The following is a 13,174-nucleotide window of genomic DNA, read 5'->3' as shown; positions in this document are numbered from 1 at the left end:
TTTATTTTCCACCCGTTACATCATCACTAGGTTTATTATAATGAATTTGTGGACTATTGCGTAGAGTAAGACCAAACATAAGGCTTGGATCTTGGCCGGTGGTAAGACCGAATTGGAGATTAGGAACAAGTTGAATTCCGCTTTCACCAAAAGCATATCCTACACCTGCTCCAGCCGTAGCATTAAGATCTTGGTCTTTGATAGCATAATTTACGCCAGCAAAAGGTCCGCCTTCAAATCCATCTACACGATATGCCCCATGCCAGAGCGCATTAACAGTTGCGCCAAGACCAAAGTGGTGTTGTGGATTTGTGGAGGGTGTTGCTGCAGGTCCTCCCGTGGTGAGAGGATTTTGATTAGGATCATTTTGCCATGCACTGGTATTTAGGTCACGTACTTGAGGAGTTCGTAGAGTTTGATTTCCCTGTGATTCTCCTTCAAAGGTTACGTTATCATAAAATAATCCAGTTGCAGTAAGGGTGAAGTTTTCTCCTGCATGAAGATAGGGAGTAAAAGATGCAACTGCATTCACGGACCAAGGAGATGTTGCGCTTCTTTCTTGAAGAGTAGATTCTTCGAGAGTTCGTTGACAGTCAGTAATCCCAATTGCTGCAAATTCGGCAGGACAACTATTAGCAAGAGTTTCATAGCGGCTGGTAGGGTTATGCGTTGTCGTTGATTTTTGACCATCGCCAAAGAGTCTCAAAACGCCAATGCCAAATCCTACTTCAAAGCGTTTAGTATCATAATGAACGCTACCAGATGCGCCAGTTACGCCGTTGCCATCAGCGATGCCAACGAAAGGAGTGAGACTATATCCAACAGCAGAGGTAGTGTTGTCAACGATGAGATCTAATTTCTCGCCAAGATCATTAACTTGTTTCTCTGTTGCTGGACGATTAGCAAGAGTCAAGGTGATAGGCACTGGTTGAGAGGTAGTGCTAATTCCACCATTTTCATCAGAGACAGTATACCAATTTACAATGACGGTTCCAGGACCAATATCTTTACATTTTTCAGGAGGAGTCCACGCAATATTTCCTTTCTCATCAATGTTGAAAGTGCCCAGAGAACTAACTTGATCGACTGCATACTTTAATGGCAACATAGTATTGTTAACTCCTTTATCATTAGAGCTAACACGTTGTGAACTATCATTAAATGCAACGCTTTGAGTATATGTTCGCACAGAACCATCAACCATACAAAGATCTTCAATATAAGCAGTTTGACGTTCACCAACAACAATAGGAGGGATGAGTTGAAGAACAGGCACTTCCACTTTTCGTTCAGGACCAGGCACTTCAATGGTTTTGGTGATACCTAAACCGACGCATTCAACACTTCCGTTTTCGTTACGAATGGTAAGGCGAGGAGCCTCTCGAATGACGGTTTCAAGACGAGAATCAGTTATAGAGTTAGCACGAACACCAACAAGTCCTTCATAATCAGGGTTAGAACTTGCTTCATTTGCAAAAGCATAACGACAATCTGGAAGAAGTTTTGCTTTTGGTTTAGGAGCTGCTTCAAGTTGAGTTTGACAAGATAATAAACGAGCATCACAGGTAGTATTTTCTTTTTGTAATTTTCTAAGTTCTTCTTTCCATGCATCTGCTGCTTTTTGAACTGCATCTGGACTGTATCCAACAACAGTTCTTCCTTTCCTTTGTGCTCCGTCATTTAAAATTTCTTCAGGAGTTTTAGCTTCGGCATAGGTATTACTAAGTGCGAGAACGATTCCAGTTAGGGCTGCATAAGTGGTTTTCATGGTAGAGGATCACCTTCTATTACTACTCCAAAGTGGACATTGGTTTATAAAACTTTTGTCTTTTTTGTTTTTTGATAGTAGTAACATTATTATCTGCAGAAAATATTTCCTGTAACATTTAACCTAGAGAGATATTGCTGTACTTGTCCAAATGAAGGATGTTGTTGATCATCTTTTTTGAATTCACCAAGCATGTCTGTGACAAGTGCAGAAAGGGAGTAAGAAGAATCTAGCACTTGTGTTCCTGGACCAAAAGCTTCTTTACAATATGCTGCGACATGATCTCGTACTTGTTGGTTTGGTGCATCATTTTGAGCTAGAGTAAATAAATCAACATAGAATTGAGATTGACCTGTTTCACGTGAAGGACGAACAATAGCTGGCGCTGTTCTTGCAGAGTCTGCTGCCGGAGCTGTTGCAGGTTGATACGCTGCTGAAGGTGCTTGTGTTGCGGGTGCTGAAACATATGAAGGTGCTGCGGTTGGCGGAATAGGGGGAAGAGTTGGAGGCTGAGTAGCTGGTGCAGGCACGTATGCTGCAGAGGGTGCTGCAGTTGCAAGCGCAGGAGCTTTAGTGGCAGGAGCTGCAGAAACATACGTTGAAGCAGGTGCTAAAGGTACTTGCGCATCAACAGGACGAGACACGATTCCTGCAGGGATTGATTCTCTCATAACTTCTGGTTGTACTGAAGTAAGAGAAGGAGGAGCTGAAACTACAGCCGGCACAGAAGGATTATTTTGTTGATATTTTACAACACCAATTGTCACCGCTGCAGCAGCGCCTACAATTGCTAATCCTGCTAAGGCATATTTAGCCCCACGACTACTATACCATGGTTCAAATGAGGGAGACGTTGAGATAGCTTGTCTTGGAATGGAAACTCGAACTGGAGGAGCAGGAGATCGTTGTGCCGGGGAAGGAACAGGTGGTGCGCGAGCTTGAGCGAGAATTTGTGCAGCAAGACCTGGCTGAACGGATGCAGGAGCTTGCATTAAGTTGCCAAAATTTGTAAGAGGATAGGCTTGCTTAATTCGTTCATAGACTTGAGCCATGTCTACCCCCATAGTATTAAGAGCAGTAGCAGCTTGTTTTACACCGTCATGAAATGGTTGAAGACGACCATGGTTGTCAAGGTATTCAACAGCCATACCTTTTACATTCCTTTCCCCTTGAACTTCTTTTTCAACAACGACATAGACACCTTTTGGTGTTGTATCTTTCCACATTTTGACTAATTCTGCATTAGGAATATGGCTTGCTTGATCAGCGTATCTTCTTCCACTTTCAAATTTTAATACATCATAGGTGTTGTGATCAAGGACATCTTCAAGAGCATGACCTCGTGGTCTGGAGATCTCTGTATGTATAGAACCAATGGTGAAGAAATAATGTTCGTTGCCTTTAGTATCAAGCGCAACGCTGAGAGTATTGGAATGGATATCACGTAACTTCTGCCTTTTACCGTCTACTGTAAGCGTTTGCTCGAGATTAATGGTTTCTGTGCTCCGGTCTATGAAAGTAGGTTCGGCTACACCAGGATATTCCATAACCATACCCAGATCAGCAACAGCATTGCCGACGGCAACAACACCTAATGCTTTTCGATGCTTAGTTCGGGGATCAGTATTTTGATATATATAAAAGAGCTTTCCGTTTTTTGCTACAAGATCACCAGCTGCAACTTGAGAAGAATTAACCATTACTCTTCGAGACAAATCATAAACAGGCACATAATCTTCTTTATGCAGAATTGCCTTTTCAAGATTTTCTCTTTCAGTTTCAAGAGGAATGTTATCTTTTGCGGTTCTAACGTACTCTTGTTGCACACTCACAAAGCGATGTCGTACGCCATCAGGCGTTGCATCAATGTGACGATATTCCCATGGACCAACAGTAGGTTTTTGTGAATTTTTTAGTCGGATTAAATGAGTAAGAGTACCATTACTATTTGCGACATATCCTATATTTCCAACAAGACCTTTTACCACATTGTTGATATCTATAGCACTGATGAAATTCCCATCTAAGATAGTTTCGGTTCTTAGATCTTGAGTAGTTTGCGCTGCATGGCGCAGAGTTACTTGTACACTATCTTCAAGACTATATGCGGTGCTTTGTCTTTCTACTCGTACTTCTTTCCAACCAAGAGGAACAATTTCGCTTGGAACAATTTCGCTTTGAGAACTAGAAGAAAGAGGAGCACGGGTGACAAGATAGAGCGAACCGGCAATAGATGCAATTTGAGATTCTTCTCCTAATCCTTTAATTGATGATAAACCACTATTACCATTACGAAGGCCAATCGTATTAAAAGTGTCATTATCAATAGTATAAGTAGCAGCTTGAATGTCTGCCGTTGGAGTCCAAGGATACGTTCGATCTGAAGCAGGTTGATCTGTTGCGCGTGGCAAGCTAGGAACAGGTCTAGCTGGTAAAGCAGATGCTGCTCTTCTAGCAGGAGGTTGAGCAGATAAATCAATGGTATCATCTGTGCCAATATCTGGCGGTGCCATAGGCCTAGGTGGTGCGAATACTCGAGCAGGTGTAGGAGCAGCGTCTAGAGAATCATCAGGAAGAAGGTATGCAGGACGCAAACTTTCAACCCCATCACCAGCTGCCCTAGGTAAAGGAGGAGGTGAAGCAAGTAGCGGAGGAGGGGTAGCACGTCCAGAGGGATGACCACTTTCAGGAGGTTCTTCGACCAGATCGTTAGGATCTAATTCTACAGGTGCTTCACTTGCTACTTCTTGACGAGCAGGCGGTATTGAGCTTGCACCGGTGTTATACCTTCCAGTAGATACTTCTTCAGGTTCTTGTGATACTTGAGGAGAAGTATTTTCCCGTATTGCAGCTTCAGGGATAGGGATAGGGATAGGGATAGGGGTAGGCTGTACAAGAACTGCAACTGTTGCAGGGCGAGATGCACCAAACCCATAGAATTTACTTACTTCTACTAGAGTTTCACCTACATACACAAAGCGACGTTTGTCTTGACCGTCGACAGCAGATACGAGAGAAAATGCAGGCACATTATCTATGTTAGAATAATTTCTACCTTGAAAACGACCTTCTAAGCTTTGAGCAGTTATTGCACCACGAATAGTAGAATCCCCATGAAGATATAATTCTCGCTGTCCTCGTCTTGCAAGATCTTGGTTACGGCTGGTGTCGAAGAGTGAAGAGTCGCCCATAAAGAAGGGATGAATCTCTTTTGCGCCCTCATTTGTAACAACTCCCATGAAATATACAGAATCATTTATGGCAACGACATCTCCTGGAGTAAGCGTATCGCGTTGTTTAGTGATAGGATTACCTTCTTTTGTAAGAACAGTATATTGATTCGCATTCCAAAATGTGTCTTTTGCATGTTCAAATATATTTTCATCAATAGTTAATTTTCGCTGAATATAATCTGGAACGAATGGTCGTCGGGCAAGATGCGCGAAGAGCTGTGGAACAGAGACAAAATCGTCTTGATCTGGACTAATAATTCCAGGAGCCGTGAGTTGAATAGCAATATTGCCATTACGTAAAACATAAAGAAACTCACCATCATGACGAGGAGATGCAAGACGAGTAAGACTATAGGAGGAGGTAGACCGAATGTCAGTTTTTCTTTCAACATCGGCTGCAACAGTGGTTAGATCAATCGTTTCGTATTCTGCAGTTTGAAGATGTGTAAGAAGACCTCGTTTAGTAGTATCATTAGCGCTAAAACGGCCTTCTATAAAGACTCCCAGAGAAGCGCCTTGTTCTCTTACAAAATTTGTAGCTCTTAGATTATGCCCAATAGGAAAAGAGAAAATAGGTTGATCTGGACCATAGCGATGCACTAGCGCAGCAACGCCGGATTCTGACCAGTACCCTCGATCAGCTACGCCGGTAATTGATCCTTGTTGACGAGTTGAGGTATATCTTGGTTGATAGAAAGATAATTGAGGATTTGCTTTTGCCTCACGAAGACGACTTCCAAATGAAGGACCAACTCCGACACGAGAAAGATCACCAACGAGTAATTCTAATGAGGGTCGTTGCGCTGGTTCTGGAGGTAGTGTTGGAAATACAGCTAAAGGAGCAGGAGTTATTTCTCCTGCAGAGTCCGCAGGGGAAGTAGGCCTTAGTCCTAGATCGATAGGTTCTTCGGCTATTCTTAAAAGTGGAGACCTAGGAGCGGAAGGAGGGATAATAGGCATGCCTTGAAGTGGAGCTGTTGGAGCTGATGATGGATCTAGGCGTTGAGTTATAGCTCTACGAGGATCAGCAAGAGGTGGGAGAGGTTGAGTATCTCTAGGACTAGAATTTAGAGCAGTTTCATCAAAACCATCTAGATCGAACTCATTACCAACTGCACCAGTTCTAGCTTGAGAAGCTAGAGCGATTTGCGCAGGATCCCACTGTATGCTATGATGATCTATGTCTGGAATACTTCCATAACTAACCGTTCCAGGATCTCTTAGCGCATCAGCGACAGGTTGAGCCTGAGAATCAAGAGCACCTAATTCAACAATTTGTGAAGCTGGAGAAGAAGATACAGAAGTATCAGGAGCAGTTACAGTAGGTGCAGTTGGTTGTGCTTCTAATGCTGCGGCGACAGTAGTGCTATCCATGCCACTCTGACTCGCAGGAAGAGTTTTCGCATGAGGATCAACAGTTTGGGCAGCTGCAATAACCCCATCAAGTCCATCAGTATGGGTTGCATGTGCGACAATATCATGAGACACTGGTTGAGGTTGATCTGTAGCAAACCATTGATTATCAGTGCGTTGAGCAGAAGAGGGAGGTTGACCTGATGGAACTACTTTTGATCCTGAACCGCCATCTGTTGTCATAATCACTCACCAGTAGATACTGTTTATATAAATATTTCGTTGAATTCATGGAAAATGTCCAGATTATAGGGATATATTTCCCCCACGGGGAGAACATCTTGAAAGCAGAAAATTGCACAGAAAAATAGTAGATAATAAAGATTAGAGAGTATAGATTAGAGAGTATAGATTGGAGAACCTAGATTGAATAAAATTACATCAGACAATACAAAAAGAGAAAGAGCAGAAAATGGGTGTAAAAGAGAGAGAGTAAGAAAGAAAAGACCACGAGAAATTAGAAGAGGATTCTAAAATAAAAAGAAGTAGCCAATTCCTGCAGCAAAAAAGAGAATGCAGATCGCACCTAGAAGATGATTGGAGGAAAGGGAATACTCAGGTTTGCGTTCACCATACTTTTTTGCTCGCCAATACATTAAAACAATAGTGCTAGAATCAATACCACCAACGACAGCACCAACAATACCTAACACGGTTATAAACGTAGTGAGGGAAAAATATACTACAACAAAAGGAATCGAAAAAGTCAAGAGGACTGCCCACACTGTCTTTAGTTTATAATCAAGTTTATACATTTCTAAGAGCGCAGTTCCTAATGCAAGATAGGAAGAGAACATGGCTAGTACAGCAAGGATGTTGACGATAAAACCAATTATGGGATGAGCATAGATACTTAATGCAACAGTTGCGATACGTTCATTTGGTTCAAGCAACGAAAAGTTTTCTGGACCAACAAGACCTACGACAATGATACTAAATAGGGCATAAATCACAATAGGAACACAAGAGCCAATGATGATGGCTTTACGTAACGATTTTTTATGTTGGCGAAGTTGTTGCGCGGCTTCTGGAACAATAAGCAGACCATGATATGCAAAGAGAATTACTCCATACGGCAGAAAAAAGAATGCCGGATGGAAGGTTTCAAAATGGTCAGAATGGATGTCCTGCCATGAAGCAATACCCATAATGATAATGGTGAGGAGCATAAGCCCCACAATAATTGTTTCCATACGCGAGGTTGTTTTAAGACCAAATATTACTATTGTTGAAGCTATACCAAAAAAGATGAGCATGAATACAAAAGGAGAACCAAATGGAAAAATATGAGATAAAGCAGTACTAGTTCCTAATAAATACGCAATTAATGCACCATAGACATTAATGATCATGGTGCAGGTAATGACGAATCGACCAGGAAAACCAAGATATTTATCAGCGTACCCTACAAGTTGATGACTCTCTTTGGTGCGTAAAATTACTTCTCCTAAAAAAAGATTGATGGTGAGGAATAGTAAACCCAAACCAATAACAAGTACGAGACCGTATAATAATCCGGCTTTCGCAATAGTGTAGGGAATTCCTAATACCCCTGCTCCGACAATCCCGCCAATTAATGTTAATGAAGCTACGCCAACAGGGTGCTTAGCAAGAAATGAATTAGGTGACCCTCTTTTGTGAAACATCGATTTTAGAGAGTATGTTTGGGTTTATATATTTTTCAGAAAATGAGACTAAGAAGTGTTGAAAGCATAAATCGAGAAGATAAATTGATTGATGTGATTTATGAAAAATTGTGAGAAAAAAGGATATGGTGAAAAAAAGAGTGGGGACGCAGGGACTTTCAAATCTGTAGGATTTGATTTTCCTTGGAGATATTTGAACCCTGATCTAAGGCTTGCTTCAGGGAAGATTTTTCATCGCTTTAAAGCTCATCTTTCCAGTTACTGGAGGCCCCTATTCTGCCAGGTTAGACTACGTCCCCACATTTTAGATAGCTCAGGGGATCCTATAAAAAGATTTCTAAGAAAAAAGACCCTATTGTTTTTCTGGCATGATGATCCACGCAACAAGATAGGCAATAATGCCAAAACCCATACTGACTAATGTTGCAAGTACCCAAACGATACGTACAAGAACTGGATCGATAGAGAAATATTCTGCAACTCCAGAACAGACACCGCCAAGAACTTTGTCATTGGAATTGCGATAGAGACGCTTAACGTGAGAGGAATAATTTGAGGAAGAATTAGAAGACGAATGATTTGGAGAGGGAGAACTTGAAGTTTGTGAACTTGTTTTACGGGAGGATTTAGTTGATTTTGACATAATGAATGAATAATGGAAGGGTATAAAAGACTTTTTGTGAGACCTTTTTTTTTGTGAGACCTTTTGTGAAACTCTTAGTGGGGTCATTTTGTAAAAATTCTAATGAGACTCTTAAAAGACCCCCATAACAGTTAAATACAGTAATCCAAAACTAGAGGGCATGATTACATTAGATGGTTCTTATGGTGAAGGCGGGGGAGCATTAGTGCGAACAGCTGTGGCTCTCTCAACACTGACGGGGATCCCCTGCTCGATTAATAATATTCGCGCTGGACGGGAACAACCAGGTCTAAAAGCACAGCATCTTACGATTATCAATGCGCTTAAAACGATGAGTGGAGCGCAAACAAATAATGTTGAATTGGGAAGTATGAATCTGGAATTTACTCCAGGCACAATGAAGAAAGGAGTTTATTCTTTTGATATTGGAACAGCTGGAAGTATTTCGTTGTTCTTACAAGGTGTTCTTCCTTGTTGTATTTTCGCACCTGGTCGCATTACACTTAAAATCACTGGTGGCACAGGAGGAAAGTGGCAATCGCCGGTTGATTTCACCCAACATGTTTTGTTTATGTATCTTGAGCCGTTAGTAGAGAAAATAGAATGCAAAATTTTACGCAGAGGATATTATCCAGCAGGAGGAGGAGTTGTGGAAGTCACGATTGTGCCAAAGTATACAGCACAGGAAATACTAATGATACTAAATGAGATAAAACAGGAGATGCAAAAAGAGGCTATTTCTTTACGTCCTTCTCCATTTAATGCAACACAGCGAGGTCCACTTCAACAGATTCGCGGCGTGATTAATGTGAGTTCACAATTAGCAGAAAAAGAAGTGGCAGAACGAATTGAAAAAACTATTCGACTCTCGCTTGTCTCGTACAAGGTTCCGATTTCATTAAGGACAGAATACAACGCAACAAATAGTGTGGGCGGTGAAGTGGTGTTGTGGGCGATTTTTGAAAATCAACTTTCTACAACCCCCATAATTCTTTCTTATAATGAGTTATTAGAGAAAGACAAGACTTCTGAACAAGTGGCCGCTAATGCAGTGATGGGTCTGCGAAAAGAAATCGACTCGACCAATACTGTGGATCAATTTATGATAGATCAAATCTTAATTTATATGGCATTCTTGCCTGGTTCAGCAATCCGATATGATCATTTTACCCCTCATGCAAAAACTAATATGTATGTGTTAGAGAAATTTCTGCCGATTCAGTTTAATGAACAAAATGGAATTGTGCAAAGTCAGAGAAAAGGATAAAATCCAAGACAGATAGGTTTGAGATTCTCTAAAGTTATATTAGAAGAGATAATAAAGAAAGAAGTAAGGAAAAATACAAAATTAGGTCAGCAACGTAGAATTGTTTTTATACTCTTTAACTTTTAGATTTGGTAGGAAAATATTTTTTGACTAATGACGGCAGTGATGAGATGAAAAGAGGGATGAAATATGTTTGAAGGAATTAAAGCAAAATTATGGTTGCGAGATATTGAGCAAAAACTGTTAGCACTAGCGCAGAAACAAGGATTTGAACGTCGTCAAACAGTGCAAGTACAAGCCGTGTTTACGCTTAATAAAAAGACATTTTCTACTTGGTACCAACAATGTTGTTTTGCTCAACCAGGTTCAACTCCAACCGTTACTAAAGAAAATTTGATCAGTGATATTGTTTCTAAGATTCGGATTAATCTTGCATCTGTTGAATATCCTAAAGTTAAGATTGATAGATACTGCGACGCTGCATGGAAATTAATAGAAGAATCTTTAGGTGCAGAAGAAAGAGTGAATATTGCAGTGGATTTGGATGATGTATGAAGAAGTTAAGATCCACAATAGGTTTAACTTTTAATAGGTTTAATTTTTAGTGTAATTTGTTTTTAAGAGAGTTTGCGTAACACTTCTAACTCAAACATATAGATAAACCTTTAAATAGCTCATTTTCGTCTCTTGGTACATGACATTTCCGGCTGCGCAACTTTTGGTCAATTCGTTAATTATCGGCAGCATTTATGCATTGGTGGCAGTGGGGTTTAGTCTGATTTATTCTACAAATAGATATGTCCATCTGGCACATGGAGCAAGTGTGGTAGTTGCAGGGTATGGGTTATATTCTTTTTTTACGATTTTACAAGCCCCATTTGTGATTGCCTGCCTGCTTACTATTTTTGCGACATCTTTACTAGGATTATTGATGTTTAAAGCAATCTATGAGCCATTGCAAAAACGTAAGTCATCAACAGTGATTATGCTCATCGCTTCAATTGGTCTGTTAACTTTGATAGAAAATATTATGTTGTTGTTCTATGGAGCAGATGTTAAAACTATAGGTTTTATTGAGGTGAAAGAAGGAATTACTATCGCTGGTGCGGTGATTACTCCGTTACAAATTGTCTTAATTTTTACATCATTAATCTTGTTAGGGATATTTTATTTGTTTATGACAAAAACAGCGTTAGGACGAGATTTACGTGCGGTTGCAGATCATAAAGAATTGGCTTCGATTATGGGTCTTAATCCATCTAAACTGATGGCTATTTCGTTTATTATTGGTTCAGCTCTTGCAGGCATTGCGGGAATTCTCATTGCACTAGAACAGAATCTTGATCCCTCCATGGGCACAGATTTGATGATTAAAGGATTTAGTGGTGCAATTATTGGAGGAATTTATTCAGTTCCAGGTTCCATTGTAGGAAGTTATCTCGTCGGCACTGCAGAAAATGTAGGAACGTGGTTTTTGCCTTCTGGGTACAAGAGTGCGATTACGTTTACGTTACTTTTTCTCTTTTTGTTATTGCGACCAAAGGGAATTTTTGGGATAGATAAAGGGGCGAGAGAATGATTGAACAATATCTCATTCACTTGCTGGTTCTAGTAGGAATCTATATTATCCTCACGTTAAGCCTTAATCTTGCTGTTGGATATAGTGGTTTACTTAATTTAGGTCATGTGGCGTTGTTTGGCATCGGTGCATATACCTCTGCATTGTTAGTGATACACGGTGTGCCATTTCTGGTTGCATTTATAATGGCAGGACTTTTTGCAGCTTTTTTTGGTGCTTTGCTGTATGGAATTACCTGTAAGCTCAAAGGAGATTATTTAGTCCTTGCAACATTAGGATTTTCGTTTGTGGTGTATTCTGTTTTAATTAATTGGGTTGATGTCACACGAGGACCGTTAGGGATTCCCGGCATTCCTAAACCGGAATTGTTTGGTTTTACTATTCAAAGCACTGGTTCTTATCTTCTATTCATGATTATTATTGCCGGAATAAGCGTTGGTCTGATGAGGTTGATAGTTCGTTCTGGTTTTGGTCGATTATTACAAGCAGCGCGTGATGATGAAGTAGGGTTGCGGGTACTGGGAAAAAACACCTATCTACTTCGATACAAAATAATGGCGATCTCAGGATTTTTTGCAGGAATTGCTGGAAGTGTGTATGCGCATTATATTAGCTACATCGATCCAAGTTCATTTTCATTAACAAGCCTAATTTTTGTGGTCACGGCTGTGATTGTGGGAGGGTTAGCATCGCTACGAGGAAGTATTATTGCACCGGCGATTCTTATTTTAATTCCTGAGGCACTGCGTTTCATTGACATGCCTAGTTCGATTCTTGGACCTCTACGACAGATTTTGTACGCATTGATTTTACTGGGTATTTTACTTTATCGACCAAGGGGAATTTGTGGGAGGATTGATTTGCAATGAGTACTCACAGCCCAATATTGCCTGTTCTAGAAATTGAAAAAGTTTCTAAATCGTTTGGTGGAATCAACGCGCTGGATAAATGCAGTTTTAGCGTTGGAAAAGGAAGTATTACGGCGTTGATTGGTCCAAATGGATCGGGAAAAACGACAGTATTTAATGTAATTTCACGACTGGTGCAAGAGGACACAGGAGTATTAAAGTTAAAGTCAGAAAAAATAGAGAAAGGAGAAGATTATGCAGTAGCTCGACGAGGGGTTTCGCGCACGTTTCAACAAGTGCGATTATTTCGTAACTTGACGATTCGAGATCACCTTGAAATTGCGATGAGCCAAGATGATGAATCCCTATGGAAGAGTATATTTCGACCACAGAGTATTGTGCAAGACAAAATTCAAGAGATATTAAGATTAGTAGGGTTAACTAAACCACTTTCCACATATGCTACAGATCTTAGTTATGGACAACGAAAACTGCTTGATCTGGCAATGGCGATTGCTAAACCGCACACAATCTTATTGTTGGATGAACCTGTTGCAGGAATTAATCCACAATTACGAGAAAAAATTAAAGTGATTCTACGCCGGTTACATGAGAATGGGGAGACAATTTTACTCATTGAACATGATATGAACTTTGTGATGGATTTAGCACAATGGATCTATGTGATGGACCGTGGTTGCGTGATTGCAAAGGGAACACCGGAACAGATTCGCGCTAACCCAAAGGTACTTGAGGCATATTTAGGACAATGAAAAA

Annotated in this window: 9 protein-coding genes and 1 tRNA gene; 5 read left to right on the top strand and 5 right to left on the bottom strand. The window is 40.5% G+C overall.

Features of this window, described 5'->3' with window-relative positions; all coding sequences use genetic code 11:
- Position 1: 1 nt before the first annotated feature.
- From HYV86_06590 to HYV86_06570, 5 genes are all read right to left on the bottom strand, one after another.
- Positions 2-1,768 (bottom strand): hypothetical protein, encoded by a 1,767-nt coding sequence (locus HYV86_06590; protein ID MBI2573505.1) that lies wholly within the window; start codon positions 1,766-1,768, stop codon positions 2-4.
- Positions 1,769-1,857: 89 nt separating this feature from the next.
- Complete coding sequence (locus tag HYV86_06585; GenBank protein ID MBI2573504.1) at positions 1,858-6,597, bottom strand: hypothetical protein; 4,740 nt, start codon at positions 6,595-6,597, stop codon at positions 1,858-1,860.
- Between the two features lie 287 nt (positions 6,598-6,884).
- Entirely contained in the window at positions 6,885-8,060 is a 1,176-nt protein-coding gene (locus HYV86_06580; protein MBI2573503.1) for an amino acid permease, read from the bottom strand.
- A gap of 141 nt (positions 8,061-8,201) precedes the next feature.
- Positions 8,202-8,359, bottom strand: a tRNA-Trp gene (locus tag HYV86_06575).
- 53 nt (positions 8,360-8,412) lie between these two features.
- Positions 8,413-8,703: a PspC domain-containing protein gene (locus tag HYV86_06570; protein MBI2573502.1), complete on the bottom strand. Its 291-nt coding sequence runs from the start codon at positions 8,701-8,703 to the stop codon at positions 8,413-8,415.
- 160 nt (positions 8,704-8,863) lie between these two features.
- Here HYV86_06570 and HYV86_06565 point away from each other — a divergent pair, with 160 nt between their 5' ends.
- The 5 genes from HYV86_06565 to HYV86_06545 all read left to right on the top strand — a co-directional run bounded on the left by HYV86_06565 (position 8,864) and on the right by HYV86_06545 (position 13,170).
- Positions 8,864-9,970, top strand: a complete 1,107-nt coding sequence (locus tag HYV86_06565) for an RNA 3'-terminal phosphate cyclase (GenBank protein ID MBI2573501.1) — start codon at positions 8,864-8,866, stop codon at positions 9,968-9,970.
- 189 nt (positions 9,971-10,159) lie between these two features.
- Positions 10,160-10,525, top strand: a complete 366-nt coding sequence (locus HYV86_06560; protein MBI2573500.1) for a hypothetical protein — start codon at positions 10,160-10,162, stop codon at positions 10,523-10,525.
- 139 nt (positions 10,526-10,664) lie between these two features.
- Positions 10,665-11,549: a branched-chain amino acid ABC transporter permease gene (locus HYV86_06555; protein MBI2573499.1), complete on the top strand. Its 885-nt coding sequence runs from the start codon at positions 10,665-10,667 to the stop codon at positions 11,547-11,549.
- Positions 11,546-12,418: a branched-chain amino acid ABC transporter permease gene (locus HYV86_06550; protein ID MBI2573498.1), complete on the top strand. Its 873-nt coding sequence runs from the start codon at positions 11,546-11,548 to the stop codon at positions 12,416-12,418. The genes HYV86_06555 and HYV86_06550 overlap by 4 nt, the downstream gene beginning before the upstream one ends.
- Positions 12,415-13,170: an ABC transporter ATP-binding protein gene (locus tag HYV86_06545; GenBank protein ID MBI2573497.1), complete on the top strand. Its 756-nt coding sequence runs from the start codon at positions 12,415-12,417 to the stop codon at positions 13,168-13,170. The genes HYV86_06550 and HYV86_06545 overlap by 4 nt, the downstream gene beginning before the upstream one ends.
- Positions 13,171-13,174: the final 4 nt, after the last annotated feature.

Source organism: Candidatus Woesearchaeota archaeon (genome assembly GCA_016188115.1).
GTDB lineage: Archaea > Nanobdellota > Nanobdellia > Woesearchaeales > GW2011-AR9 > JACPIK01.
Note: the sequence above shows the minus strand (reverse complement) of the source record. Positions and strands in the feature narration are given on the sequence as shown.

Excerpts from the sequence above, each read along its gene's own strand:
- HYV86_06590 (MBI2573505.1), bottom strand. The coding sequence starts at position 1,768 with ATGAAAACCACTTATGCAGCCCTAACTGGAATCGTTCTCGCACTTAGT.
- HYV86_06585 (MBI2573504.1), bottom strand. The coding sequence starts at position 6,597 with ATGACAACAGATGGCGGTTCAGGATCAAAAGTAGTTCCATCAGGTCAA.
- HYV86_06580 (MBI2573503.1), bottom strand. The coding sequence starts at position 8,060 with ATGTTTCACAAAAGAGGGTCACCTAATTCATTTCTTGCTAAGCACCCT.
- HYV86_06570 (MBI2573502.1), bottom strand. The coding sequence starts at position 8,703 with ATGTCAAAATCAACTAAATCCTCCCGTAAAACAAGTTCACAAACTTCA.
- HYV86_06565 (MBI2573501.1), top strand. The coding sequence starts at position 8,864 with ATGATTACATTAGATGGTTCTTATGGTGAAGGCGGGGGAGCATTAGTG.
- HYV86_06560 (MBI2573500.1), top strand. The coding sequence starts at position 10,160 with ATGTTTGAAGGAATTAAAGCAAAATTATGGTTGCGAGATATTGAGCAA.
- HYV86_06555 (MBI2573499.1), top strand. The coding sequence starts at position 10,665 with ATGACATTTCCGGCTGCGCAACTTTTGGTCAATTCGTTAATTATCGGC.
- HYV86_06550 (MBI2573498.1), top strand. The coding sequence starts at position 11,546 with ATGATTGAACAATATCTCATTCACTTGCTGGTTCTAGTAGGAATCTAT.
- HYV86_06545 (MBI2573497.1), top strand. The coding sequence starts at position 12,415 with ATGAGTACTCACAGCCCAATATTGCCTGTTCTAGAAATTGAAAAAGTT.